The 26,125-nt window shown below is 66.3% G+C and carries 25 protein-coding genes; 12 read left to right on the plus strand and 13 right to left on the minus strand.

Annotated elements, in window-relative coordinates:
• Nucleotides 1-57 precede the first annotated feature (57 nt).
• The 3 genes from cyoE (at nt 58) to mgtA (ending at nt 4,600) form a co-directional block, all read left to right on the plus strand.
• Nucleotides 58-969 carry a heme o synthase gene (cyoE, locus tag ACFPK0_RS01760; protein WP_377337947.1) on the plus strand — a complete coding sequence of 304 codons (912 nt, stop codon included), beginning with the start codon at nt 58-60 and terminating at the stop codon, nt 967-969.
• Nucleotides 970-1,634: 665 nt separating this feature from the next.
• Nucleotides 1,635-1,832: a hypothetical protein gene (locus ACFPK0_RS01765; protein ID WP_377337949.1), complete on the plus strand. Its 198-nt coding sequence runs from the start codon at nt 1,635-1,637 to the stop codon at nt 1,830-1,832.
• Between the two features lie 140 nt (nt 1,833-1,972).
• Nucleotides 1,973-4,600, plus strand: a complete 2,628-nt coding sequence (gene mgtA, locus ACFPK0_RS01770) for a magnesium-translocating P-type ATPase (protein WP_377337951.1) — start codon at nt 1,973-1,975, stop codon at nt 4,598-4,600.
• 93 nt (nt 4,601-4,693) lie between these two features.
• Here mgtA and ACFPK0_RS01775 read toward each other — a convergent pair whose 3' ends face one another.
• The 6 genes from ACFPK0_RS01775 to rpsU all read right to left on the minus strand — a co-directional run bounded on the left by ACFPK0_RS01775 (nt 4,694) and on the right by rpsU (nt 9,475).
• Nucleotides 4,694-5,686 (minus strand): bile acid:sodium symporter family protein, encoded by a 993-nt coding sequence (locus tag ACFPK0_RS01775; RefSeq protein ID WP_377337953.1) that lies wholly within the window; start codon nt 5,684-5,686, stop codon nt 4,694-4,696.
• A gap of 48 nt (nt 5,687-5,734) precedes the next feature.
• Complete coding sequence (locus ACFPK0_RS01780; RefSeq protein WP_377337955.1) at nt 5,735-6,355, minus strand: DedA family protein; 621 nt, start codon at nt 6,353-6,355, stop codon at nt 5,735-5,737.
• A 130-nt stretch (nt 6,356-6,485) separates the two neighbouring features.
• A complete protein-coding gene (dnaG, locus tag ACFPK0_RS01785) occupies nt 6,486-8,231 on the minus strand; it encodes a DNA primase (RefSeq protein WP_377337957.1) in 1,746 nt (581 codons plus the stop codon).
• Between the two features lie 113 nt (nt 8,232-8,344).
• Nucleotides 8,345-8,515, minus strand: a complete 171-nt coding sequence (locus tag ACFPK0_RS01790) for a DUF1328 domain-containing protein (RefSeq protein WP_007081641.1) — start codon at nt 8,513-8,515, stop codon at nt 8,345-8,347.
• 104 nt (nt 8,516-8,619) lie between these two features.
• The gene (locus tag ACFPK0_RS01795; RefSeq protein ID WP_377337959.1) at nt 8,620-9,066 is read right to left on the minus strand and encodes a GatB/YqeY domain-containing protein; all 447 of its coding nucleotides are present in this window, start codon (nt 9,064-9,066) and stop codon (nt 8,620-8,622) included.
• Nucleotides 9,067-9,259: 193 nt separating this feature from the next.
• On the minus strand, nt 9,260-9,475 hold the full coding sequence (rpsU, locus tag ACFPK0_RS01800; RefSeq protein ID WP_007081639.1) for a 30S ribosomal protein S21: 216 nt from the start codon (nt 9,473-9,475) through the stop codon (nt 9,260-9,262).
• Nucleotides 9,476-9,542: 67 nt separating this feature from the next.
• Here rpsU and tsaD point away from each other — a divergent pair, with 67 nt between their 5' ends.
• On the plus strand, nt 9,543-10,607 hold the full coding sequence (tsaD, locus tag ACFPK0_RS01805; RefSeq protein ID WP_377337961.1) for a tRNA (adenosine(37)-N6)-threonylcarbamoyltransferase complex transferase subunit TsaD: 1,065 nt from the start codon (nt 9,543-9,545) through the stop codon (nt 10,605-10,607).
• 98 nt (nt 10,608-10,705) lie between these two features.
• Here the strand turns inward: tsaD and ACFPK0_RS01810 are convergent, their stop codons facing one another.
• The 3 genes from ACFPK0_RS01810 to ACFPK0_RS01820 form a co-directional block, all read right to left on the minus strand.
• Nucleotides 10,706-11,425: a pseudouridine synthase gene (locus ACFPK0_RS01810; RefSeq protein WP_056082727.1), complete on the minus strand. Its 720-nt coding sequence runs from the start codon at nt 11,423-11,425 to the stop codon at nt 10,706-10,708.
• A 146-nt stretch (nt 11,426-11,571) separates the two neighbouring features.
• Nucleotides 11,572-12,351 carry an ABC transporter permease gene (locus tag ACFPK0_RS01815; protein ID WP_377337964.1) on the minus strand — a complete coding sequence of 260 codons (780 nt, stop codon included), beginning with the start codon at nt 12,349-12,351 and terminating at the stop codon, nt 11,572-11,574.
• Nucleotides 12,348-13,331 carry an ABC transporter ATP-binding protein gene (locus tag ACFPK0_RS01820; protein WP_377337966.1) on the minus strand — a complete coding sequence of 328 codons (984 nt, stop codon included), beginning with the start codon at nt 13,329-13,331 and terminating at the stop codon, nt 12,348-12,350. Before ACFPK0_RS01820 ends, ACFPK0_RS01815 begins: the two co-directional genes overlap by 4 nt.
• Before the next feature lie 91 nt (nt 13,332-13,422).
• Between ACFPK0_RS01820 and ACFPK0_RS01825 the strand changes: the two genes are divergently transcribed.
• From ACFPK0_RS01825 to ACFPK0_RS01860, 8 genes are all read left to right on the plus strand, one after another.
• A complete protein-coding gene (locus ACFPK0_RS01825) occupies nt 13,423-14,169 on the plus strand; it encodes a ferredoxin--NADP reductase (RefSeq protein WP_377337968.1) in 747 nt (248 codons plus the stop codon).
• Between the two features lie 151 nt (nt 14,170-14,320).
• On the plus strand, nt 14,321-15,250 hold the full coding sequence (locus ACFPK0_RS01830) for an alpha/beta fold hydrolase (protein WP_377337970.1): 930 nt from the start codon (nt 14,321-14,323) through the stop codon (nt 15,248-15,250).
• 39 nt (nt 15,251-15,289) lie between these two features.
• The gene (locus tag ACFPK0_RS01835; RefSeq protein WP_377337972.1) at nt 15,290-15,898 is read left to right on the plus strand and encodes a hypothetical protein; all 609 of its coding nucleotides are present in this window, start codon (nt 15,290-15,292) and stop codon (nt 15,896-15,898) included.
• Nucleotides 15,891-16,085, plus strand: a complete 195-nt coding sequence (locus tag ACFPK0_RS01840; protein WP_082520214.1) for a helix-turn-helix transcriptional regulator — start codon at nt 15,891-15,893, stop codon at nt 16,083-16,085. The genes ACFPK0_RS01835 and ACFPK0_RS01840 overlap by 8 nt, the downstream gene beginning before the upstream one ends.
• Nucleotides 16,086-16,208: 123 nt before the next feature.
• Nucleotides 16,209-17,783, plus strand: coding sequence for an alpha/beta hydrolase (locus ACFPK0_RS01845; RefSeq protein WP_377337974.1), 1,575 nt, complete (start codon nt 16,209-16,211; stop codon nt 17,781-17,783).
• A 12-nt stretch (nt 17,784-17,795) separates the two neighbouring features.
• Nucleotides 17,796-18,530 carry an ABC transporter ATP-binding protein gene (locus tag ACFPK0_RS01850; protein ID WP_377337976.1) on the plus strand — a complete coding sequence of 245 codons (735 nt, stop codon included), beginning with the start codon at nt 17,796-17,798 and terminating at the stop codon, nt 18,528-18,530.
• The gene (locus tag ACFPK0_RS01855; protein ID WP_377337978.1) at nt 18,527-19,735 is read left to right on the plus strand and encodes an ABC transporter permease; all 1,209 of its coding nucleotides are present in this window, start codon (nt 18,527-18,529) and stop codon (nt 19,733-19,735) included. The genes ACFPK0_RS01850 and ACFPK0_RS01855 overlap by 4 nt, the downstream gene beginning before the upstream one ends.
• Before the next feature lie 84 nt (nt 19,736-19,819).
• Nucleotides 19,820-21,547 (plus strand): dipeptidyl-peptidase 3 family protein, encoded by a 1,728-nt coding sequence (locus tag ACFPK0_RS01860; protein ID WP_377337980.1) that lies wholly within the window; start codon nt 19,820-19,822, stop codon nt 21,545-21,547.
• Nucleotides 21,548-21,637: 90 nt separating this feature from the next.
• Here the strand turns inward: ACFPK0_RS01860 and ACFPK0_RS01865 are convergent, their stop codons facing one another.
• From ACFPK0_RS01865 to plsB, 4 genes are all read right to left on the minus strand, one after another.
• Entirely contained in the window at nt 21,638-22,252 is a 615-nt protein-coding gene (locus tag ACFPK0_RS01865) for an FmdE family protein (RefSeq protein WP_056084156.1), read from the minus strand.
• 8 nt (nt 22,253-22,260) lie between these two features.
• Entirely contained in the window at nt 22,261-22,527 is a 267-nt protein-coding gene (locus tag ACFPK0_RS01870; protein WP_056082698.1) for a DUF2249 domain-containing protein, read from the minus strand.
• 90 nt (nt 22,528-22,617) lie between these two features.
• The gene (ubiE, locus tag ACFPK0_RS01875) at nt 22,618-23,385 is read right to left on the minus strand and encodes a bifunctional demethylmenaquinone methyltransferase/2-methoxy-6-polyprenyl-1,4-benzoquinol methylase UbiE (RefSeq protein WP_056606480.1); all 768 of its coding nucleotides are present in this window, start codon (nt 23,383-23,385) and stop codon (nt 22,618-22,620) included.
• Nucleotides 23,386-23,573: 188 nt separating this feature from the next.
• Complete coding sequence (plsB, locus tag ACFPK0_RS01880; RefSeq protein ID WP_377337982.1) at nt 23,574-26,105, minus strand: glycerol-3-phosphate 1-O-acyltransferase PlsB; 2,532 nt, start codon at nt 26,103-26,105, stop codon at nt 23,574-23,576.
• Nucleotides 26,106-26,125: the final 20 nt, after the last annotated feature.

Consider the following 26,125-nt stretch of genomic DNA (forward strand, 5'->3'; position numbering starts at 1 on the left):
ACACGCCATGCCGCCGGCATCGTCAGGCATTACACTAGGCAGTCGCCCGTTGCCGAGTTGCCCGTGAAGCTGTCCTTATCCCAATACCTGCAACTGACCAAGCCGCGCATCGTGGCGCTGCTGGTGTTCTGCGCGGTGATCGGCATGTTCCTGGCCGTGCCCGGCATGCCGCCATGGCGCGCGCTGGTGTTCGGCACGCTGGGCATCTGGCTGGCGTCATCGTCGGCGGCGGCATTCAACCAGCTGATCGACCAGCGCATCGACAAGGTGATGGTGCGCACCGCGAACCGGCCGCTGGCCACTGGCAACCTCAACCCGCGTCAGGTGTTCGTCTTCGCGATGGTGCTGGGTATCGCCTCGATGGTGGTGCTGGTGCTGCTGGTCAACACGCTGACCGCGGTGCTGACCTTCGCGGGCCTGATCGGCTATGCGGTGATCTACACCGCGTTTCTCAAGCGCGCCACGCCGCAGAACATCGTGATCGGCGGGCTGGCCGGCGCGATTCCGCCCGTGCTGGGCTGGACCGCCGTCACCGGTTCGCTGCACCCGTACGCGTTGCAGCTGTGCCTGATCATCTTTGTGTGGACGCCGCCCCATTTCTGGGCGCTGGCGATCTTCCGTCGCGACGATTACTCGCGCGCCCAGGTGCCGATGCTGCCGGTGACGCATGGCGTGGTCTACACGCGCTGGCACATCCTGTTCTACACCGTGCTGCTGGTGCTGGTGACCCTGCTGCCGGCGCTGACCGGCATGAGCGGGCTGATCTACCTGGGCGGCGCGGCCGTGCTTGGCGGGGCCTTCCTGTATTACGCGGTGCGCCTGCTGAACCCGCCCGACGAGCGCTTCGCGATGAAGGTGTTCAGTTATTCGATCGTCTACCTGATGGCGCTGTTCGCTTTCCTGCTGGCCGACCACTGGCTGGTGGAGCCGATCCTGCAGCAGGGGCAGATGCTGCAGCAGACGGTCTGATCGACCGCCGGGTTCAAGGCTAGCGGTCGCAATCGATCCCTGCATCGCTCAGCAGGGTACGCAAGTTCTTCAGTTGGTCCTCGTACTTCGTCCAGCGCCTCACGGCGTCGCGATGCATGGGCGCACGCACCTGCACCGAGCTGGCCGTGGTGGACGGCCATCTGCAGCAATGCAAGTTCCCTCGCTTTGCCCGGGCCTCCCTGCAGGAGGGCGGCGTGGGCCTCGGCAAGCAACTTCGCGGCCTGCGGCCTGGGTGGGGCGGGTGGGTCATGGGCATGAGACGTGTGGTTCGGCAGCGACCGTGGATTCCACCGTCGCCCAAACTGCGCCATGAGGGAATGAACCGGTAGCGGCGCATCTTAGCAAACGGGTTCATGGCGGCGATCGACGGTCGCCGTGAAATGGATTGACAGCCGCGCAATGCAGCACAACAATGCGCGCGCCCTCCGGCGCGCCCGCGCCGGTGAGTACCCAGTCCTGACTGATCAAGGCCTATGGACGTCTACCCTAGTCGCACCGTCGACATCCGCTTGCTTCGGGTGCCGGCGTCGCATTTCACATTGAACGCCTGCAGCGATCGCCTGCGGACGGTTGGTGCTTTCCGCTAGGGAAGTCCGGCCCTCCCCCTGACGACGCCGTTGGCGCCGTTACGAGGAGATGGGCCCATGAAGCTCATACGTGAATTCTGCCGCCGGCGTCTCGCCGGCCGGCCCTGGTTGACCGCTGGCGCTGACCGACGCGAGCGCGGCTTTGTGGTGACCGTGCCGCCGCCGCTGACCGCGCCGGTGGCCGATGGCGTGCATGCCGCCGAGCCGGTGACGCCACCTGCGACTGGCCCGTCTTTCGCGCCACTCAGCCACTGACGGGCGACTGCCCGGCAGACGGGCCTTGACCGCTGCGCGATATCACGACTTTTTCCGTGTTTTCATCGAATGGACGTCCATACGTCCATTCGTGATGACGCGTGGCGACTGCGACCTCACCGCATCCAAAGCAGTATCCGATGAACAACTTCACGATCCAGCGACCGGAAAAGAAGGGGGCGCGGGCAGGTGCCGCGGCGGAGGCGTTTCGTCCCGTCGATGCGTTGCTGCGGGCGTTGGAGACCACGCACGGCGGCCTCGACGAGGCGCAGATCAGGGCGCGACTGCATCGTGACGGGCCAAACGAGGTGGCGCACGAGAAGCCGCCGCACTGGGCGCGGCAGCTGCTGCGTGCGTTCAAGAACCCCTTCATCGTGGTGCTGCTGGTGCTGGCCGGGGTGCAGCTGTTCACCGATCGCACGGACCTGACCGGGCCGGCGATCATCGCGGTGATGGTGGCGATCAGCGTGGCGCTGAGCTTCAGCCAGGAATACCGTTCGTCGCGCGCGGCGGACAGCCTGAAGGCGATGGTGCGCAACACTGCCAGCCTGACCCGGCGCGCGTCCGACGGCCACAGCGAGATGATCGAGGTGCCGGTGGCCGAGCTGGTGGCGGGCGACATCGTGCACCTGGGCGCGGGCGACATGGTGCCCGCGGACGTGCGACTGCTCAGCGCCAAGGACCTGTTCATCAGCCAGGCGATCCTCACCGGCGAATCGCTGCCGGTGGAAAAGTCCGCACCTGTCACCGCCGCCGAAGCGCAGGCGGATGGCGATCCGCTGGAGTTGCCCACGATCTGCTACATGGGTACCAACGTGGTCAGCGGCACGGCGGTGGCGGTGGTGCTTGCCACCGGCCCGCGCACGTATCTGGGGTCGCTGTCGCACAGCATGACCGGCCAGCGTGTGCAGACCAGTTTCGATCGCGGCGTGAGCGGGGTCAGCTGGCTGCTGATCCGCTTCATGGCGGTGATGGTGCCGGTGGTTTTCCTGATCAACGGGTTGGACAAGCACAGCTGGACCGAGGCCTTCCTGTTCGCGTTGTCGATCGCGGTGGGCCTGACCCCGGAGATGCTGCCGCTGATCGTCACCGCCAACCTGGCCCGCGGCGCGATGGCGATGTCGCGCCGCAAGGTGGTGGTGAAGCGGCTCAACGCGATCCAGAACTTCGGCGCGATGGACGTGTTGTGCACGGACAAGACCGGCACGCTCACGCTCGACCGCATCGTGCTGGAGCGCCACCTCGACCTGGATGGCGAGGCCTCCGGCGAGGCGCTGGAATACGGCTATCTCAACAGCCGCTTCCAGACCGGCCTGCGCAACCTGATGGACAAGGCGGTGCTGGAACACCGCGAGCTGGAAACGGCGGCGGCGCGCTTTCGGGTGATCGACGAAATCCCGTTCGACTTCCAGCGCCGGCGCATGTCGGTGGTGCTGGCCGAAGGCGATGGCGACCACCTGCTGATCTGCAAGGGCGCGGTCGAGGAGATGCTGGCGATCTGCGATTTCGCCCGGACCGGCGACGCGATCGCGCCGATGACCAATGCCCGGCGCCGCGCCATCAAGGCGATGACCCACCGCCTCAACGAGGACGGCTTGCGCGTGCTGGTGGTGGCCATGCAGCGCCAGAGCGCGCGCGGGCAGCCCTACAGCGTGGCCGACGAAAGCGGCTTGATCGCCGTCGGTTGCCTGGCGTTTCTCGATCCACCGAAGGATTCGGCCGCCACCGCGATTCGCGCGCTGCACCAGCACGGTGTCGCGGTGAAGGTGATCACCGGCGACAACGAGGCGGTGACGCGCAAGATCTGCCGCGAGGTGGGGCTGGATGTCCGCCACTCGATGCAGGGCAGCGAGATCGAGGCGCTCGATGACCCGGCGCTGGATGCGCAGGTGGCGCGCGTCACCGTGTTCGCCAAGATGTCGCCGCTGCAGAAGTCGCGGGTGGTGCGCTCGCTGCAGCGGCTGGGGCACACGGTGGGTTTTCTCGGCGACGGCATCAACGACGCGCCGGCGCTGCACGATGCCGACGTGGGCATCTCGGTGGATACCGCCACCGACATCGCCAAGGAGTCGGCCGACATCATCCTGCTGGAAAAAAACCTGATGGTGCTGGAGGAGGGCGTGCTGGAAGGGCGCGTCACCTTCGGCAACATCATGAAGTACATCAAGATGACCGCCAGCTCCAACTTCGGCAACGTCTTCAGCGTGCTGGTGGCCAGCGCGTTCCTGCCATTCCTGCCGATGCTGCCGCTGCAGATCCTGGTGCAGAACCTGCTCTACGACATCTCGCAGCTGTCGATCCCGTTCGACCGCATGGATGAGGATTACCTGGCCGTGCCGCGCCAATGGGATGCCGGCGACATCGGTCGGTTCATGGTGTGGGTGGGGCCGGTCAGCTCGATATTCGACATCACCACGTTCTGGCTGATGTGGCATTACTTCGGTGCAAACTCACCGGCGCAGCAGTCGCTGTTCCAGTCCGGCTGGTTCATCGAGGGCCTGCTGTCGCAGACCCTGATCGTGCACATGATCCGCACCCGTCGCATCCCGTTCCTGCAAAGCACGGCTGCCGCGTCGGTGCTGGGCCTGACCGTCGCCATCATCGTCGCCGGCATGCTGATTCCGTTCAGCGCGCTGGGCGCGAAGATCGGCATGGTGCCGCTGCCGCCGATCTACTTCGCATGGCTGGCGCTCACCCTGGCGAGCTATTGCGTGCTGACGCAGCTGGTGAAGGTGATCTATATCCGCCGCTACGGCCGGTGGCTGTAGGTCACGCGCTGTTCCTGTGGGAGCGGCTTCAGTCGCGATGCTCTGTGGCAAGCGAGGCAAGAGCGTCGCGGCTGAAGCCGCTCCTACACGAACTCAAACGCCCTCTTGGGTATCCGGATGATCGCCCCGCGTGGCATACCTGCGCGCCACCACGGCGCACACCATCAACTGCAGCTGGTGGAAGATCATCAACGGCAGCACCAGTGCGCCGAGGCCGCCAAGCTGGCCGGCAAACAGGATCTTGGCCATCGGGATGCCGCTGGCCATGCTTTTCTTGGAGCCGCAGAACACGATGGCGATCTCGTCCCTGCGCGAGAAGCCCAGCCGCCGCGCGGCCCAGGTCACGGTGGTCATCACCAGCGCCAGCAACAGCGCGCTCAGCGCCAGGGTGGAAACCAGGGCGCCCACCGGCGTGTCATGCCACAGGCCCTGCACCACGGCAGCACTGAACGCGGTGTACACCACCAGCAGGATCGTGCCCTGGTCGGTGAAGCGCAGCAGCGGCCTGTGCCGGTCCACGAACGCGCCGATCCAGCGTCGCGCGACGTGACCCAGCACGAACGGCAGCAACAACTGCAGCACGATGTCCAGCACGCCGTGCCATGAGATGCCGCCACCGTGGCTGGCCAGCAGCAGGCCCACCAGCAGCGGCGTCAACACGATGCCGATCAGGTTGGACACCGAGGCGCTGACCACGGCCGCCGGCACATTGCCGCCGGCGATCGAGGTGAAGGCAATCGACGACTGCACGGTGGACGGCAGCGCGCAGACGAACAGCACGCCCAGGTAAAGCTGTGGCGTCAGCAGCGCACGGCCCAGCGGTTGCAACGCCAGGCCCAGCAGCGGAAACAGCACGAAGGTGCTGGCGAATACGGTCAAATGCAGCCGCCAGTGAGTCACGCCCTGGACGATCGCCTGGCGCGGCAGCTTGGCGCCATGCAGGAAAAACAGCAGCGCGATCGCGCCATCGGTGACGATGTCGAACACCCGGGCCGTCTCGCCGCGACAGGGCAGCAGCGAGGCCAGTACCACCGTGGCCAGCAAGGCCAGGGTGAAGTTGTCCGGGAGCAGGCGCCGTGGCGACATGGGATCAGCGCCCGGTCGATCGGCAGGGCGGCCTGCGCCGGGCGGTGATCAAGGCAGGTTGCAGCGCGCGCGACAGCGATGGCGCCACCACAGCACCAGCAGCGTCACCAGCAGGATGCCGACCACCACCCACAGGCTGGTCTGGCCGCGGCGCATCCACTTCACCAGCCACTCGTGGTTGTTGGCGCCGATGTAGCCCAGGTAAACCCAGAACGGCACGCTGATCAGCGCCGCCAGCGTGTCGATCAGCAGGAACCGCCAGAACGACACCCGATGCGTGGTGCCGGCGGTGATGTAGACGGTGGTACGCATGCCGGGCAGGAAGCGCGCGAAAAACAGCACGCGGTTGCCGTAGCGGTCGAACTTCTCCTGCACCCGGGCGTAGCGCTCCGGCGTCAGCACGCGCGCCACCAAGCGCCACTTCAGCATGCGCGGGCCGTAGTGATGGCCCAGCAGGAAGATCGCCGCATCGCCCAGCAGCACGCCGAACATCGTCAGCGCGAACATCACGTGCACGTTGGCGTAGCCCAGCCCGGCGATCACGCCGCCGGCGACCAGGGTGATGTCCTCCGGCAACGGCAGGCCCGCGCCGCAGATCATCAGCGCGATGAAGACGGCGACGTAGCCGTTCTCGGCAAACAGCGTGATCAGTTGTTGCAGAAGATCCATCGAAATCCTTGCGCGCCATGCGCGGCATGCATCGCCGCGGGCCGGCATGATCCCACAGTCGGCCCGCGGCGGAGGGAGGGCGGGACACGATGACGCGGTGCGTGCACCCGGATGCGGTTGTGCAGCATCGTCATGCCGATGCCACGGGTGGACGCGCGCGCGCGGCCAGCAATTCGCGCAGCTCGGCCTTTTCGGCGCTGTCCAGCGCACCGCTGCGGCTCTTGTCCAGCAAGGTGTCGCGGCGCTGGGTGGTGGCCTGGTCGTCCATGCGCGCCAGGGCGTCGAAGAATTCCATCGCCTGCGCTTCCGGCTCGCCCACCGACAGCGTGGCCATCAGTTTCTTCAGCGGGACGTATTCGGGCCGCTCGACGAAATGCTCCACCAGCATCGCCGAATTGATCCCCGGCCGGGCCCGCGCCAGGTCCAGCAATTCGGCCAGCAAACCCACGCCGGGCTTGTCCAGGCGCAGGAAGCGATAGGGCTTGTCGACCCGGTCGGCCAGCGTCGGCTGGGCCAGCAGCAGCGAAATGGCACTGCGGACAAGGCTGCGTTGCACCGTCGTGGGCTGATGCGCGACGCGGTGGAGGACGCTGGCGGGGAGGTTGGCGCCCACGCCGCTGCGCTTCTCCAGCTCCTGCACCATCAAGTCCCGGAACGCGCCATCGGGCAGCTTGCCGATCAGCGGGCGCGCCCGTTCGGCCAGCCGCGCGCGGCCGTCGAGGCTACCCATGTCCACGTCGTGCGACAGCTCGCTGAAGAAATAATCGGACAGCGGCATCGCTTCCTTGATGCGCTTCTCGAAGCCGTCCTTGCCTTCCTTGCGCACCAGCGAATCGGGATCCTCGCCATCGGGCAGGAACAGGAAATACGCCTGGCGGCCATCGCGCAGCCGCGGCAGCGCGGCCTCCAGCGCCTTCCACGCGGCGGCACGGCCGGCGCGGTCGCCATCGAAGCAGAACACGACGTCGGGCGCCGCGCGGAACAGGATCTCGGTGTGGTCGGGCGTGGTCGCGGTGCCCAGCGTGGCCACCGCGATCGGCAGGCCGGCCTGGTGCAGGGCGATCACGTCCATGTAGCCCTCGACCACCACGATGCGCGCCAGGCTCTGGTTGGCCTGCTTCACCTGCCACAGCGCGAACAGTTCGCGCCCCTTGTGGAACAGCGGCGTCTCGGGCGAATTGAGGTATTTCGGCGGCGCCTGGCCCGACGCCGGCGCGGCCTGCACCACGCGGCCGCCAAACGCGATCACGCGGCCGCGGCGGTCCAGGATCGGGAACATCAGCCGCTCGCGGAAGCGGTCGTACTTGCCGCGGTCACCGCTGGCCAGCATGCCGGCCTGATCGAGCAGGTCGCGCCGACGGGTGCTGTTGCCCAGCGCCTTCATCACGCCGTCGTAGCCGGCGGGCGCCCAGCCGATGCGGAAACGCTTGATGGTCTCGGGGTCCAGGCCGCGTTTCTTGCAATACGCCTGGGCGTCGGCGTGGCGTGGCAGTTCACGCTCGTACCAGCTGGCCGCGTCCTCAAGCAAGCTGTAGAGATCGGTCTTGTCCTCGCGCGGGGCGGCGTCGCGGCCCGCTTCGCGCGGCACCGTCATGCCTGCCGTCTGCGCCAATTCCTCCACCGCATCGGGGAATTCCAGGCGGTCGAAGTCCATGATGAACTTGATCGCGCTGCCGCTGACGCCGCAGCCGAAACAGTGGAAGAACTGCTTGGCGGGGCTGACGTAGAACGACGGCGTGCGCTCGTCGTGGAAAGGACAGCAGGCGGTCCATTCGCGGCCGGCCTTCTTCAGCGGCACCCGCCGCTCGACCACGTCGACGATGTCGACGCGGGCAAGCAGTTCATCGATGAAGCTGTCGGGGATCAGGCCGCGCATAAGCGGCCTAGTTTAGTCGGTTGTGGGAGCGACTTCAGTCGCGATGCTCTTGCCCTGAAGCTGCAAAGCAGAAGCATCGCGACTGAAGTCGCTCCCACAGCGCCAAATGGCGCTCAAAGGATGTGGAACACGCCGATGACCGCCAGTATCGCCAGCAGGAACAGGATCACGAAACAGGCGAACAGGATCTTGGCGATCGTGGCGGTGGCGCCGGAGACGCCGCCAAAACCCAGCCAGCCGGTGATCAGCGACACGATGGCGAAAATGATGGCCCACTTCAGCATGCGTTTCTCCCACCCATGAGGTCTCGCGCGGCGGTATGCCGGCAGATGCCGTCATGTTTTAGCGGGATCGGCGTGAATGCGGCGCATCGGCGCGCCGCGGCGGGTCAGGGTGCCAGGCGCGCCTTGATCTTGCCGGAGACCACGGCCATGTCGGCGCGGCCGGCGGCCTTGTCCTTCACCGCGGCCACCACCTTGCCCATGTCGCGCGGCGAACTGGCGCCGGTTTCGGTGATGGCGGCGTCGATCAGCGTGTCGATCTCCGCCTCGCTCAGCTTGGCCGGCAGATAGGCCTCGATCACCACCATTTCGGCGCGCTCGATGGCAGCCAGGTCGTCACGGTTGGCCGCATCGAACTGGCTGACCGAATCGCGGCGCTGCTTCAGCATCTTTTCCAGCGTGGCCAGCACCATGGCGTCGGTCTGTTCCACGCGCTCATCCACTTCGTGCTGCTTGATCGCGGCCAGCATCAACCGGATCACCCCCAGCCGGTGCTTGTCGCCGCCGCGCATGGCGGTTTTCATGTCGTCGGTAAGCTGCTGCTTGAGCGTCATGGCGAAAGCCTCGTGGGGTAGGGCGAAAAATCGATTTTACGGAAACGGCAAAGCCGGCGTTGCCCCGAGGACAACACCGGCCAATTGGCATCCGAGTGCTTGCGGTGGCTGCGAGCGGCTCTCGTCAAAGAGCTGGCGCCGACCGCGCTTCCTGTGTGCGGACCCACCGACGGGCGGTGGATCGAGACAGGAATCAGTACAGGCGGACTTTGCGCGACACGTCGCGCGACAGGCGGCGCAGGTGACGCTTGACGGCGGCAGCGCGCTTGCGCTTGCGCTCCTGGGTGGGCTTTTCGTAGAACTCGCGCTTGCGCGTTTCAGCCAGGACGCCGGCCTTTTCGCAGGTACGCTTGAAACGACGCAGTGCAATCTCGAACGGCTCGTTCTCGCGAACTTTTACGTTGGGCATGGAAACTCCGAGTGGTAATCTGTCCCGCTGTCGGGACTGTTGGATAGAGCGAGCCGCGAATTATACCGTGGATAACAAAGAATTTTCAAAGCCGGTCAACAACCGGCCAATCCTGGGCATCGAGAGCTCCTGCGACGAGACCGGGGTAGCCCTGCTGCGCTGGGAGCCGGACGCGCCGGGCCGTGGCTTGCTGGCCCACACGCTGTACAGCCAGATCAAGCTGCACGCCGATTACGGCGGCGTGGTGCCGGAGCTGGCCAGCCGCGACCACGTGCGCAAGCTGCTGCCGTTGATCCGCGAGGCGCTGGCCCAGGCGGGCCTCACCGTGCAGGACCTGGGCGGGGTGGCGTATACCGCCGGCCCCGGCCTGGTCGGCGCGCTGCTGGTGGGTGCCTCGGCGGGCCGCGCGCTGGCCTGGGCGCTGGGCGTACCGGCCGTGGGTGTCCATCATATGGAGGGCCACCTGCTGGCGCCGTTGCTGGAGGAAAACCCGCCCGAGCCGCCGTTCGTGGCCTTGCTGGTGTCCGGCGGCCATTCGCTGCTGGTGGAGGTCAAGGCGATCGGCCAGTACACGATCCTGGGCGATACCCTGGACGATGCCGCGGGCGAGGCCTTCGACAAGACCGCCAAGATGATGGGCTTGCCCTATCCCGGCGGCCCGGCGCTGGCGAAGCTGGCCGAGCAGGGCACGGTCGGCGCGTTCCGCTTCTCGCGCCCGATGACCGATCGGCCCGGGCTTGATTTCAGCTTCTCCGGCCTGAAGACCCAGGTCTTGCTGGCCTGGCAGAAATCGGACCAGAGCGAGCAGACCCGCGCCGACATCGCCCGCGCGTTCCAGGAGGCGATCGTCGACACGCTGATCATCAAGTGCCGTCGTGCGCTGCAGGCCTGCGGCGCCAAGCGGCTGGTGATCGCCGGCGGCGTGGGCGCCAACCGGCACCTGCGCGCGGAGCTGGCGAAGGCCGGCGAGAAAGACGGTTTCCAGGTGTATTTCCCGCGGCTGGTGTTCTGCACCGACAACGGCGCGATGATTGCGCTGGCCGGCGCCATCCGTCTGGCCAGCGGCCAGCATCAGGACGAAACCGTGCAGGTGCGCCCGCGCTGGGATCTGCAGACGCTGCCGGCCGCCTAGCGGATCGTTGTTGTAGGAGCGGCTTCAGCCGCGATGCTCTTGGGGCAACCCGAAAAGCATCGCGGCTGAAGCCGCTCCTACAGAAGATCGGCGCGGCATCACCACTGCGTACGCCCGGGCAGCAGGCCCTTCAATTCCGCTTCGGTGAGGTTGCGCCACTGGCCGGGTTTCAGGTGGGCCAGCTTCACGTTGTCGATGCGCACGCGACGCAGTTGGGTGACGCGGTAGCCGAACGCGGCGGCCATCAGCCGGATCTGCCGGTTCAGGCCCTGGGTCAGCACGATCGAGAAGCCGAACTTGGCGATGCGCCGCACGCGGCAGGGGTTCGTCATCTGGTTGTGGATGCGCACGCCCTTGCTCATGCCGCTGAGGAAGTCGTCGGTGACCGCCTTGTTCACGCCCACCAGGTATTCCTTCTCGTGGTGGTTCTCCGAGCGCAGGATCTCGTTGACGATGTCGCCGTTGCTGGTCAGCAGGATCAGCCCCTCGGAATCCTTGTCCAGCCGGCCGATCGGAAAGATCCGCTGCGGGTGATCCACGAAATCCACGATGTTGCCGTCCACGCCCTGATCGGTGGTGCAGGTGATGCCGACCGGCTTGTTCAGCGCGATGTAGACCGCCTTCTTCGCCGCTGGCGTGGCGGCCAGGATGCGCGCCTTGACGACCTCACCATCCACGCGCACCTCGTCCCCGTCCAGCGCCTTGGCGCCCGTCGTGACCACCTCGCCGTTGATGGTGACGCGCCCGGCCAGCAGCAACTCGTCCGCCTCGCGGCGCGAGCACAGGCCAGCTTCGCTGATGTATTTGTTTACGCGCATGGATGGAAGGCCGGGAATGGGGAATAGGGAATGGAGAATGGATGAGGTGAGGCGAGAGGGTGCTGATTTGGCGGCCCGATCATGAGCAAAGCGTGCCGCTTATGGTCGCGGCGCTTCACCCATTCCCTATTCCCCATTCCCGATTCTCAGCTCCTCAGCCCCACGCCGCGCTTCAACAGCTGCAGCGCCAGCGCCGAGAGGCCGACCACGAAGCCCAACATTACCGCGAACGCCACGCCCAGGTGCACGTCGCTGATGCCGAGCACGCCGAAGCGGAAGGCGTTGACCATGTACAGGATCGGGTTGGCGCGCGAGATCGCCTGCCACGGTTCGGCCAGCATGTTGACCGAGTAGAACACGCCGCCCAGGTAGGTCAGCGGGGTCAGGATGAAGGTCGGCACCAGCGCGATGTCGTCGAATTTCTTCGCGTACACCGCGTTGACGAAGCCGGCCAGCGAGAAGATGGTGGCGCCCAGCAGCACCGAGGCGAACGTGACCAGCGGGTGCATCACGTGCAGGTCGGTGAAGAACAGCGCGATCAGTAGCACCAGCACGCCCACCACCAGACCGCGCGCCACCGCGCCCGTGACATAGCCCAGCAGGATCACCCAGTTCGGCATCGGCGACACCAGCATCTCCTCCACCGCGCGGCTGAACTTGGCGCCGAAGAACGAGCTGGAGATGTTGCCGTAGCTGTTGGTGATGATGCTCATCATCACCAGTCCCGGCACGATGTACTGCATGTAGCTGAAGTGACCCTGGATCGGGCCGATCTTGCTGCCGATCAGCTTGCCGAAGATCACGAAGTACAGCGTCATGGTGATCGCCGGCGGAATCAGCGTTTGCGTCCAGATGCGCATGATGCGCACGATCTCGCGGCGCACCAGGGTGTTGAGGGCGACCAGGTTGGCGGTGGTGTTGCTCATGCGCGGATCTCGCTTTTGTTCGATGCGCTCATGCGGCCTGCTCCCCGTCCGCCTTCCACCAGCCGCACGAACAGCTCCTCCAGCCGGTTGGTCTTGTTGCGCATCGAGGTCACCATGATGCCGTGAGTGGAGAGCTGCGCGAACAGCGAATTGAGGTCGTGCGAGCGGGCCATTTCGGCCTCCAGCGTGTGGTCGTCGCGGCGGCGCAGGGTGACGTTGGGCAGGTTCGGCAGCTCGTCGGGGATGGTGATCACGTCGAGCACGAAGGTCTCCACGTCCAGCGTCGCCAACAGCCGCTTCATGCTGGTGTTCTCGATGATGGTGCCGTGGTCGATGATCGCGATATTGCGGCACAGCGACTCGGCTTCCTCCAGGTAATGCGTGGTGAGGATCACCGTGGTGCCGGCCGCGTTGATGGCGCTGACGAACTGCCACATCGAGCGGCGGATCTCGATGTCCACGCCCGCGGTGGGCTCGTCCAGGATCAAGAGCTTCGGCTCGTTCATCATCGCGCGGGCGATCATCAGGCGCCGCTTCATGCCGCCGGACAGCGTGCGCGCCTGCATCTGCGCCTTGTCCCACAGGCGCAGCTCCTTCAGGTATTTCTCCGCGCGGCGGGCGGCCTCCTTGCGCGGGATGCCGTAGAAACCGGCCTCGTTGACGCAGATGTCGAACGGCTTCTCGAACTGGTTGAAGTTGATTTCCTGGGGCACCAGCCCGATCAGCCGCATCGCGGCGCTGCGGTCGTCGTTGACCGACACGCCGAACACCTTCGCGTCGCCGCTGGTGGAGTTGACCAGCGACGAAAGAATGCCGATCAAGGTGGATTTGCCCGCGCCGTTGGGGCCGAGCAGGGCGAAGAAATCACCCGGCTGCACCGTGAGGCTGATGCCCTTCAGCGCTTCCACGCCGTTGCCATAGATCTTGCGCAGGTTGTCGACCACGAGCGCGGGTGCGGAAGAAAGGGACTGCAATGACATGGGCTGCACCGAAAAGGCTAGCCCCTTATTATAGCGGGCTACATCCTGCCGTCTGGCCGTGCCAGAAGCACACACCGTTTCCGGAATCACCATGGCCGATCACTTCCAGCTCCGCCTCGTCGACAGTCACATGCTGGCCTCCGCCGTACGCCACCTGGTGTTCGAGCGGGTCGACGGGCAACCGCTGGCGTTCACGCCCGGCCAGTTCCTGCAGATCCATTTCCATTACGACGACGGCACGGCCACCAAGCGCAGCTATTCGGTGGCCAGCGTGGGCGACGGCAGTTCGCCGGTGTCGCGCATCGAGATCGCCGTGAGCTACGTGGAAGGCGGTGCGGCCACCAGGCTGCTCGGCGACCTGCCCGTCGGCGGCATCGTGGACGCCAGCGGCCCCTACGGCCGTTTCTGCCTGCAAGCCACCGACGCGCATCCGCGCTACCTGCTGCTGGCCACCGGCACCGGGGTTACGCCTTACCGCGCCATGCTGCCGCAGATCGAGCAATTGCTGGCGCGCGGCGATCGCGAGGTGGTGTTGCTGTATGGCGCGCGCAACGAAACCGAGCTGCTCTACGGCGAGCAATTCGAGGTGTTCGCGCAGACGCACCCGGGCTTTTTGTTCCACGGCTGCCTCAGCCGCGAGGCGCGTGCCGTGCCGCGTCCCGGCGATCGCAGCGGCCATGTGCAGAACGTGCTGGCCGAGCTGGGTCCCGCCGCCGAGCGCGACATCGCCTACCTCTGCGGCAACCCCAACATGGTCGACGCCGCCTTCAGCGCGCTGAAGGAATTCGGCCTGCCGGTGTCGCAGATCAGGCGCGAGAAATACATCTCGTCGCGTTGAGAGGCGTTTCGTATCGATCGGAATGGCCTTGGCGTGGCGATGGCGCGATGACCTCCGCACCCTTTCGCGTCATGTAAAGTTTGCTTGACATCACGATCGTGGTGCTTCTAGTCTTGTGTCAAGTTTACTTGACATAGACGGAGGCATGGCCATGAACAAGATCGGATATCGGATGATGGTGCCGCTGTTGCTCGGGTTCGCGGCATGGCTGTCGCATGGCCCCGTGTATGCGCAACCGCTTGCGGCGACAGGCAAGGTCGGCACGCTGAAAGTCGAACGCCATGGCAACCATGGCCAACCAGTGATCCTGATTCCCGGGCTGGAGGGCGGGCCGTGGGTGTGGGAGCGGACGATTCGGGCGCTGCAAAAAGACCACGTGGTGTATGCGGTGACGCTGGCCGGGTTTGATGGCGTGCCGCCTCCGGCCGGCGGCGGCAACCTGTTCGATCAGGCGGATGCGTCGCTGAAGCAGTTGATCGAGCGGCGGAAGATCGACAAGCCGGTGCTGGTGGGTCACAGCCTGGGCGGCACGCTGGCGTTGCGCTTTGCCGGAGAGCATCCGCAAATGATTTCCGGCGTGGTGGCGGTCGACGGGTTGCCCGTCTTCCCCGGCATGGAGCGGATGGGCGTGGATCAGCGCAAGGCCATGGCCGCGCGGATACAGCAGCAGGTGGCCGCGCTCTCGCCCGGGCAGTTTGCGGCGCAGTCGCTGGCCTACATGCAGAACGTCGGGGTGATCGATCCGCAACTGGCCGCGCGCTATGCGCCAATGAATGCGCGCAGCGACATCAAGGCCAGCGCGCAGTACATGGCAGAAGACATGGCGGCCGATTATCGCCCGCTGTTGAAGAATGCGAACGTGCCGATCCTGGAGATCTCGCCGTACAACGCGCCGGACTTCAGTCAGCCACCGAAGGCGATGAGCGAAGCGCAGAAGACCGCATACTACGAGGGCCTGCTGGCAGAGGCTCCGCAGGCGAAAGTGGTCTCGATCTCGCCTTCGCGGCATTTCGTGATGCTCGACCAGCCGACGGAATTCCAGCGGACGCTGGATGGCTTCCTGGCAGCGCTGGGAGACTAGGCCATGATTGCCAGCATGGAAGATGACAGGAGCCGCCGCATGTCCGGACCATCGAAATCACCGTCGAAACTCACCAACCGCCGCGCACTGGCGATGATGGGGGGCGTGGCCGTACTTTGCGCCTTGCCCTGTCTGCTCGCGGGTATGCTCACCGGTCGCCGCTGGCTGGTCACCCTGGGCCTTGTGGTTGCCGCCACCGGTGCAGCGTGGCTGCTGTGCGCACGCTTCGCCCGCGAGGAGGTGATGCGCCCGGTGCATGTGCGCTACCTGCGCGAATTTTTTCCGGCGATGGCGGGCTATGTGGTGCTGATGATGGTGTCCGGCACGCTGGTGCCCCGCATGGAAAGTATCGCCGCACGGGTGGCGCTGGCTGCGCTGCCGCTGCTGCCGATCGCGCTGCTGGTTCGTGCCATGGTTCGCGTGCTGCGCGACCAGGACGAACTGGAGCGGCGTATCGACCTGGAGGCCATCGCGATCGCCGCGATGTCGACGGCATTCGGCTTCTTCAGTTTCGGCCTGCTGCCGCTGGCGGACATCGGGTGGCAGGTGAGTGGCCATACGGTCGCGATCTGGGTGATGCCGTGCCTTTTCGCCATCTTCGGTATCACCAAGCCGCTGGTCGCCAGGCGTTACCGCGACCGTGAATAACCATGTCCGCGAATTGCGTGGTGACCAGGGCTGGTCGCAGGCGGAAATGGCCGAGCGGCTGGACGTCTCGCGGCAAACCGTCAACGCGATCGAAACCGGCAAGTACGATCCCAGCCTGCCGCTGGCGTTCAAGATTGCCGCCCTGTTTGGCCGTCCGATCGAATCGATCTTCGATCCGGGCGAATGAGGGCCTGTCCATGAGCAACCCCGCGATGACGATGTACGGCGAAAGCATGGCCTACAGGCCCGAGCGGTCAACGCGCCGCCATGCCGCCATCATTCCCTTCCGGTCCCACGAGGAGCCCATGCCATGAAGCTCGCACCCCGTACCGTGTTCCGCATCGTGCTCGCCGCAGCGGGCCTGGGCTGGTTCGCCTGGAGCTATTTCCATACGGATCAGGCGCCATCCGACGCCACGACTTCGACCGCTGCCAGTACCCAGCCCACCGCCCCCAGCGTGCCGCAAAAGCCGCGCACCTGGCGGCTGGGCTCGCTCACGCTGACCGCCTGCGAATTGCCGCAGCCGCATACCGGGCTGTCCAGCGCGGCGTGGTGTGCACCGTTCGAGGTGCCGGAGAACCGCGCCGACCCACACAGCCGCAAGATCAGCCTGAACCTGGCGGTGATCCGTTCGGCGGCGCAGCTGCCGGCGAAAGACATGGTGGTGCTGCTGGCCGGTGGCCCCGGCCAGGCCGCCACGGAAAGCTGGTCCGGGGTGGCGAATGCGCTCGATCCGCTGCTGGCGCACCGCAACGTGCTGCTGCTGGACCAGCGCGGCACCGGCCATTCCAATCCGCTCAGTTGCAAGGGGCCCGAGCAGGCGGCCACCGACGAAAAGGTGGGCTTCGACCCGGAGGCGTTGCGGGCGGAAACGGCGCGTTGCCTGCAGCAGGTGCAGGCGCGTGCCGATCCGCGCTACTACACCACCACCATCGCGGTGCAGGATCTGGAAGACGTGCGCCGTGCGTTGGGTTCGCCGCGTTTCGATCTGGTCGGCGTGTCCTACGGCACCCGCGTGGCGCAGCAATACGCCATGCATCACCCGGACGCGATCCGCAGCCTGGTGCTCGATGGCGTGGTGCCCAACCCACTGGTGCTGGGGGAGGATTTTGCGCAGAACCTCGACGCGGCCCTGAAGATGCAATTCGCCCGCTGCACGGCGCAACCTGCCTGCAAGGCGCGGTTTGGCGACCCGTACCAGACGCTCTATCAACTGCGCGATGCGCTGCGCGCCAACCCGCACAAGGTGAGTTTTCGCGACCCGCAGAGCTACCAGAGCGTGCAGCGCGTGCTGAGCGAGGATTCGCTGGCCAGCGTGGTGCGCATGTTCGCCTACACGCCGCTCACCGCCGCGCTGCTGCCGTTGTCGATCGACGCGGCCGCACACGGCGACGTGGGACCGTTGCTGGGCCAGGCGAAATTGCTGCAGGGCGATCTGGTCGATTCGATGGATGGCGGCATGCAGTCGTCGGTGATCTGCAGCGAGGATGCCGATCTGCTGCGCCCGCGTCCGCAGGATGAGGACACCATCCTGGGCACGCGGATGATCACCGCGTTGCAGGCGGTGTGCACCGTGTGGCCGCGCAGCACGCGGCCGGCCGATTTCCACCAGCCGTTGCGCAGCGCCACGCCGGCCTTGCTGCTGTCGGGCCAATACGATCCGGTGACACCGCCGGCGTATGGCGAAGCCGTGCTGAAGGGGCTTACCGACGCGCGCCACCTGGTGCTCAAGGGCCAGGGTCACAACGTGATGGGGGCCGGCTGCGCGCCGCGGCTGGTGAAAAAGTTCATCGAGGATCTGCAGCCGAAGGCGCTGGACGCCAGTTGCCTGGACCGGTTGCAGGCCCCGCCGCTGTTCATCGATTTCAACGGTTCAACACCTTAAGGGAGCGCCGCCATGATCGAAGTAAAAGATCTGCACAAGGCATTCGGCGACGTGCGCGCCGTGGATGGCGTCGGCTTCACCGCCCGCGATGGCGAGATCACCGGCTTGCTCGGCCCCAACGGCGCGGGCAAGACCACCACGCTGCGCATGCTCTATACGTTGATGACGCCCGACCGCGGCCAGGTGCTGGTGGACGGCATCGACGCCGCCGTCGATCCGCTGGCGGTGCGTCGCCGGCTGGGCGTGCTGCCGGATGCGCGCGGGTTGTACAAGCGACTCACCGCGCGCGAGAACATCGACTATTTCGCACGCCTGCAAGGCCTGCCCGAGGACGAGCTGCGCACGCGCCGCGAAGCGCTGGTGCAGGCGCTGGAGATGGGCGACATCGCCGACCGCCGGACCGAAGGCTTCTCGCAAGGCCAGCGGGTGAAGACCGCGATCGCCCGTGCGTTGATCCACGATCCCGGCAACGTAATCCTCGACGAACCCACCAACGGGCTGGACGTGATGGCCACCCGCGCGCTGCGCCAGTTCATGCTGAAACTGCGCGCCGAAGGCCGTTGCGTGCTGTTTTCCAGCCACATCATGCAGGAGGTGGGTGCGCTGTGCGATCGCATCGTGGTGATCGCCCGCGGTCGCGTGGTGGCCGACGAAACACCCGATGCGCTGCGTGCGCAAACCGGTGAAGCGAACCTGGAGGATGCCTTCGTGAAGATCATCGGCAGCGACGAGGGCCTGGCCGCATGAACGTGATCAAGTCCAGCCGCACGCGCCGCAGCCGCGCCTTTCTCACCGTGTTCCTGAAAGAGGTGCGCGAGAACCTGCGCGATCGCCGCACCCTGACCAGCGCCTTCGTCACCGGCCCGCTGCTGACCCCGCTGATCTTCGTGATGCTGATCAGCGTGTCCATCCACCGCGAGCTGGACAAGGCCGAGCAGCCGCTGAAGGTGCCGGTGATCGGCGCGCAATACGCGCCCAACCTGATCGATGCGCTGAAAGCCGGCGGCATCGTGCCGCAGCCGGCCATTGCCGACCCCGAAAAAGCCGTGCGCGAACAGGAGGCCGACCTGGTGCTGCGCCTCAGCGCCGAGTACCCCAAGGCTTGGCGCCAGGGCGAGCCGGTGCAGGTGGAAATGATTTACGACTCCTCGCAGCGCGATGCCGGCGGTTCGGTGGACCGCGTAAACCAGCTGGTGCAGTCGTACGCACGCCAGCAAGGCGTGATGCGGCTGGTGGCGCGCGGCCTGTCGCCCGGTACGGCGTGGCCGGTGCAGGTGGCACGGCGCGACCAGGCCACGGCGGAATCGCGGGCGGTGCTGCTGTTCAACATGCTGCCGTACCTGTTCGTGCTGACCATCTTCATCGGCGGCATGTACCTGGCGATCGACCTCACGGCGGGCGAGCGCGAGCGGCAATCGCTGGAGCCGCTGTTCGCCAACCCGGTGCCGCGCTGGAAAATCCTGCTGGGCAAGCTGGCCGCGATCTGCGCGTTTTCCACCGCGAGCCTGCTGATCTGCCTGCTGGCGTTCTCGCTGGTGGGGCGCTTCCTGCCCACCGACAAGCTGGGCATGGAGATCAACCTGGGCTGGCACTTCGCCGCCAACGTGTTGCTGCTGCAATGGCCGATGATCGTGCTGCTGGCGGCGTTGCAGTCGCTGGTGGCGGCGTTCGCCAAGAGCTATCGCGAGGCGCAGACCTATCTGTCGCTGTTGATGATGCTGCCGATCCTGCCCAGCATCCTGCTGATGGTGATGCCGGTCAAACCGCAGGACTGGATGTACGCCGTGCCGCTGCTGGGCCAGCACCTGGGCATCATCGACCTGCTGCGCGGCACCGGCGTGGCGCCGATGCACATGCTGTTGTGTCTGGCGGGTACCGCGGCGGCCGCACTGGTGGCGGTGGCGATCGGCATGCAGTTGTACCGCTCGGAGCGATTGGCCATTTCCGGCTGAACAGCGCGCGTCCGCATGCGATCACCATCGCATTGCGGACACCGGCGCAGGCGATACCATGGCCCTTTCGCCGGAGGACTTTCCATGTATCGACGCCTGCTCCCGTTGTGCCTGCTGCTCGCGCTGGCGGGTTGTTCATCCGGCCACGATGCGGCGCCGATCGCACCGGTGTCGAAAGAGGAACTGGCGCCGGCCCCTGCCAGCTCGGCGCCGGCCACGGCCGCAAGTGCGGCCGCCGCGACGGCGGAAGAGGGCAGCGTGGCGCAGCGCCTGGCCAGCTACGCGCCGGTGAAACTGGAAGCCGACCTGTCCGCGTTCAACAAGCGCCAGAAGAAGATGATTGCCTTGCTGGTCGAGGCGGCCGACAGCATGAACGCGATCTACTGGCGCCAGTCGTGGGGCGACAAGGATGCGCTGATGAGCCGCATCACCGACCCGGCCACGCGCGAGTTCGCCCAGCTCAACTACGGCCCGTGGGATCGGTTGAACAACGACAAGCCCTTCGTCGGGGGCATCGAAGAGCGACCGCCCGGCGCGCAGTTCTATCCGGCCGACATGACTCGCGAGCAGTTCGACCAGTCGCCGTTGAAAGACAAGACCTCGCTGTACACCCTGCTGCGCCGCGACGCGCAGGGCCAGCTGATCACCGTGCCCTATCACGAGGCGTACAAGGCCGAGCTGCAGAAAGCCGCCGGCCTGCTGCGCGAGGCCGCCAAGCTGGCGCAGGACGCGGGCTTCAGGAAATACCTCGCGCTGCGCGCCGACGCGTTGCTTGACGACAACTACCAGCCCAGCGACCTGGCCTGGATGGACATGAAGAAAAACCCGATCGACATCGTGATCGGCCCGATCGAAACCTACGAAGACCAGCTCTACGGCTACAAGGCCAGCTACGAATCCTACGTGCTGATCAAGGACCAGGCCTGGAGCGCCAAGTTGGCGCGCTTTGCCAAATACCTGCCCGAGCTGCAGCGCGGCCTGCCCGTGCCCGACCGCTACAAGGCGGAAAAGCCTGGCTCCGATGCCGACCTCAACGCCTACTTCGCCGTGTACTACGGCGGCGACGCCAACGCGGGCGCCAAGACCATCGCCATCAACCTGCCCAACGACGAGCAGGTGCAGCTGAAAAAGGGCACGCGCCGGCTGCAGCTGGAAAACGTGATGAAGGCGAAGTTCGACACCATCATGCTGCCGATCGGCAAGCTGCTGATCGCCGACGACCAGCAGCAGAACCTCACCTTCGACGCGTTCTTCCAGAACACCATGTTCCACGAGGTGGCGCACGGGCTGGGCATCAAGCAGACGCTGGACGGCAAGGGCACGGTGCGCAAGGCGCTGAAGGATCAGGCCTCCAGCTTCGAGGAAGGCAAGGCCGATGTGCTGGGCCTGTACATGGTGACCAGGCTGGCCGGGAAGGGCGAGCTGGACAAGACCAAGCTGATGGACAACTACGTCACCTTCCTGGCCGGCATCCTGCGCTCGGTGCGTTTCGGCGCCAGCGATGCGCACGCACGGGCAAACATGGTGCGCTTCAACTATTTCAAGCAGGCGGGCGCGTTCACGCGCGACGACAAGACCGGCCGCTACCGCGTCGATTTCGACAAGATGACCGCCGCGATGAGCTCGCTGTCGACCAAGCTGCTGACCATCCAGGGCGATGGCGACTACGAAGCGGCCAAGCAGCTGACCGACCAGCTGGGCGCGGCCGATGCGAAGCTTGCGGGTGATTTGAACCGGCTGGCCGAGGCGAACATCCCGGTCGATATCCGCTTCGAGCAGGGTCTGGACGTGCTGGGTCTGGCCAAGCCTTGATTCCTTCCCCCGCAAGCGGGGGAAGGAACAGCATGGCGCTTCCATTCCTGGCCCGAATTTTTCACACCCTCTGAGGTGTATGCCGGCGATTCAGTGCAGCGGTGTGAGCCGCAATACCTCGGGGTCGTCGGCGTGATCGAGCAACAGCCGCCGCACGCGGTCCTGCCAGGCCTGGCCGAATGCCGTGCGTTGTGCCGCGGTGGCGGCCGGGTCGAGTGCCGCGCCCATCAATTCGCGCAGTTGCGGCGCTGGCGGTATGCGGCTCAGGTCCAGTTCGACGGACACGGCGTTGCCGTTGTCGCGACGATGGAACTGCACGGCGCTGGCGCCCCGCACTGCGGCGTAACTGAGCAGCGATTGCCGCACGAAACGTCCGCCGATGCCGTGGAAACCATTGCTGGCGGCCGCGCCGGTGATCAGCGTCAACACCTGCGCGGTAACGCCGGTGACACCTTCGTCTTCCGCCGCCGGCATGCGCACGCAGATGCCGCCGCGCTCGGCCGGCTGGTCCGGGTACAACGCGCGCAATGCTGCGCGCGCCATCAGGTAGGCACCGGCCACGGTGGGGCAGGAGTGGCCGGCCAGGCGCACGGCATCAACGTAGCCGTAGTCGATCAGGCCGTCGTCGGCGGCACCCAGCAGGGCGGCCAGCGGATCGTGCATCGCGATGCGCGGGGCTTCGTCGTAGAACGCGGGGTAATGCATCGCGGCGCTCACTCGATCGGCAGGCCGACGATGCCGAAGTCGATCACGATCGCACCGGGGTCGCGCTGGCGGTAGGTCACTGTGAGGTTTTCGCCGAGGCGGTCGTTCAATTGCGCGATCAGCGGGATCGGGTCGTGGTCGTTGATGAAGCGCATCGTCTCGCCCGAGCGCAGCACGCCGATGGCGGCGAAGATCGCCGAATGGCGGAAACGCCGGGCCACGCCGCGTGCGTCGAACGTGTGGACATTGGCTTCGGGTAGGGCGTCGATAGACATGGTGTTGATACCTCGTTGCAGGAGGCCATCAACATACGCCGCGATCCGCGCCGGGCCCCTGATCTGGATCAGCGAGGCCGCGCTCGCGGTCTACAGCTTGTACGCGCGGTGGATCGCCACGACGCCGTTGGTGAGGTTGCGCACCTCGACCTTGCCGAAGCCGGCGCGTTCCATCATCCCCTTCAGCGTTTGCTGGTCGGGGTGCTTGCGGATCGATTCGGCCAGGTACTGGTAGCTGTCGGCGTCGCCGGCAAACAGGCGGCCCAGTTTCGGCAGCACCTTGAACGAGTGGAAGTCGTAGAGCTTGTTGAACAGCTCGTTCTGCACCCGCGAGAACTCCAGCACCAGCAGGCGGCCGCCGGGCTTGAGCACGCGGCAGATGTCGGCCAGCGCCTTGTCCTTGTCGGTGACGTTGCGCAGGCCGAAGGCCATGGTCACCGCGTCGAAGCTGTTGTCGGGAAACGGCAGCGCCTCGGCGTTGAGCTGCGCCCAGCGCAGGCCGGACACCAGCCCGCGGTCGGTCAGCCGGTCGCGGCCCACACCCAGCATGGCGGCGTTGATGTCGCCCACCACCACTTCACCGTCCGCGCCCACCACCGGCTTCAGCAGCGCGGCGATGTCGCCGGTGCCGCCGGCCAGGTCCAGCACGCGATCGCCGCGGCGCACGCCGCTGATCGCCACGAAATGCCGCTTCCACAGCCGATGCACGCCGAACGACATCAGGTCGTTCATCAGGTCGTAACTGCGCGCCACCGAGGTGAACACCTGGCCCACCAGCTTCTGCTTGTCGCCGACGGGTACGTCGCGGAAACCGAAATGGGTGGTTGGCGTGGGAGCGGGTGTGGGCTGGTCGGTCATGGGGTGCGATGTTACAGGATGGGTTGAAGTGGTTATGGGAAAAGCGCCCCCTTCCGCCCTTTCGGGCACCTTCCCTCGCGAAGCGGGGGAAGGAAGCTGGCTGTTTCGAGGAGGCCCGGATACTTCCTTCCCCCGTTTACGGGGGAAGGTGCCCGAAGGGCGGAAGGGGGCCGCTCTTGAAGCCAGCGCTACGCCGCCTGCTCCGCCGCGTCGCCGCCCGCCGGCGGCTCCTTCTCGCCAGCGCCCTGCGTGATCTTCAGGATCGAGTGGCGCACATCGCGCGACAGGATCACCCGCGCGTCGCGCACCATGCCTTCCAGCGCGCTGTCGTAATCGAGCTTGCCGCCTTCGTCGGTCCACACGACGCGCTGCTCGCGCAGTTTCTGGATGAAGCCGCGGAACAGCGCCTTGTCGAAGAACTCCGGCGCGGACAATTCGTTGAGCAGGCCCAGCCGCTGCGCGGTGAGGGTGCAGGTGGTTTCCAGCTCGGCGCCGGTGATGGTGTGCGGGCCGTGCTTGGCCAGCGCCGCCAGGGTGATGTAGTAGCGCTCGAACGCCTGCAGCAGGCCGCGCGCGATCACTTTCAGCTGGAAGGCGCTGTCTTCCTGACCCGGGCCGCGCTCGACCGTACGGCCGTCGCTGCGCGATTCCAGCAGGCCGCGGCGGATGAAGAAGTCCAGCGTGGCTTCCAGTTGCGCCGCGAAACCGTCGCTGTCCCACGGCAGGAACAGCTCGCTCTGGATGAACGGGTAGATCAGCGTGCCCAGCCGCACCACGGTGGCGCGCGCCATGCGCCGGTTGTTGAGGAAGCAGCAGGCCACCCACGCCGCGGTGGCGGTGAGGTGCAGCACGTTGTTGCGGAAATAGCTCAGCAGCACCGCCTGCTCGCCACTGACCGTCAGCACGTCGCCCAGCGGGTGCTTGACCCGCTGGATCCAGCCCATCTGCTCGCCGTAGGCGATGATCCCGGCGGGGTTCATCGGGGTCAGCGTGACGCGGTCGGAGTAGGGCAGTTCTTCCAGCAGCGCCTTGCTCAGTTCCAGTTGCGCCAGCAGGTCGCTCTCGGCCATCGCGTGCTTGGGCGTGGCCAGCAGCACCAGCGCCAGCAGGTTGATCGGGTTGACGTCGGCGGCGCGGTTGATGTTGACCTGGATGCGCTCGGCCACCTGGTCGACCACGTCGTTGAGCCATTCGGGGCGGGCGTCCGGGTCGCCGCTGGCGGCGCGCCAGTCGGTGCCGGTGGCGTCCAGCAGCGGGTTCAGTTCGATCGGCTCGCCGAAGTTCAACGCCACGTGGCCGTAGCGCTGGCGCAGCACCTTCAGGCCGCGCAGGAGGCCCAGCAGGGATTCCTTCTCCTTCGGCTTGCCGCTGAGTTCGCCGGCGTAGGCGTTGCCTTCCATCAGCTTTTCGTAGCCGATGTAGACCGGCTGGAACAGCACCGGCCGGCGCGGCGCGCGCAGGAAGGCGCGTATGGTCATCACCAGCATGCCCGCGCGCGGTGCCAGCAGGCGGCCGGTACGCGAGCGGCCGCCTTCGATGAAATATTCCATCGGCACGCCGCGGTCGATCAGCTGCGCCAGGTATTCGTTGAACACCACCGAATACAGCGCATTGCCCTTGAAGCTGCGGCGCATGAAGAACGCGCCGCCGCGGCGCAGGATCGGCCCGATCACCGGCAGGTTGAGGTTCACGCCCGCGGCGATGTGCGGCACCACCACGCCGGACACGTGCAACTGGTAGCTCAGCAGCAGGTAATCGGCGTGGCTGCGGTGGCAGGGCACGTAGATCACTTCGTGGCCGGGCGCCACCGCGCGCGCCTTGTCGAAGTGGTGCATGGCAATGCCGTCGTACAACTTGTTCCAGAAGCTGGACAGCACGAACGACGCCGAGCGCACCACCGGGTGCGAGTAGTCGGCGGCGATCTCCAGCAGCATCTTGTGCGCCTTGCGCCAGGCCTTGGCGTGGCTGATTTTTTCCTTGGCGGCGCTGGCGGCGATCGCCGCGCGCACCGGCTCGGCATTGAGTACCGAATCGACCACGGTGCGCCGGTGCGACAGGTCCGGCCCCACCACGGCGGTGCGGATGCGGCGGAAATGGGTACGCAACACGCGGGCGATCTTGCGCGCGAAACGCTCCGGCGCGATGTCGCCCGATTCGTCCAGTACCTTGCGCAGCGACACCGGCGCGGAAAACTGCACCACCGTGTCGCGGCCATTCAACAGCAGTGCCAGCAGCCGGCGGAAACTGCCGACCATCACCCAGTTTTCCGAAAACAGCACGCGGAACCAGCCGGTGTCGCGGTTGGGCGCGCGGCCCACGTAGATCGATACCGGCACGATCTGGATGTCACGCTCGGGGAAGCCCTCGAGTGAGTGCACCAGTTGGCCCAGTGGTTCGTTCGGCGTGCGGCTGCGGATGCGGCCGAAGATCCAGCCGTCGCGGCGCGCCAGCGCAAACACCGAGCGCCGCCGGCGGGTGCCGGCCAGCGGCTGCATCGGGCTGGGCAGGCCCGCCTCGCGGCAGGCGCGCTGCAGGATCAGGGCGTCGGAAAAGCCGTCGCGCTCGATCGCGTAGCAAACGGGCACGCCCGCCTGCAGCAAGGTCGCCGGTTCGGCCGGGTCGCGGCGGATGCGCACCCAGGACTGCAACAACTGCCCGGCCAGGGTGAACCACCAGGGTGCACGGCTGCGCGGGGCGTCCGCGTTTGAATGATTTGGCATCCGCCTATTCTAAACGGTTG

Source organism: Rhodanobacter ginsenosidimutans (genome assembly GCF_042655685.1).
Classification (GTDB): domain Bacteria; phylum Pseudomonadota; class Gammaproteobacteria; order Xanthomonadales; family Rhodanobacteraceae; genus Rhodanobacter; species Rhodanobacter ginsenosidimutans.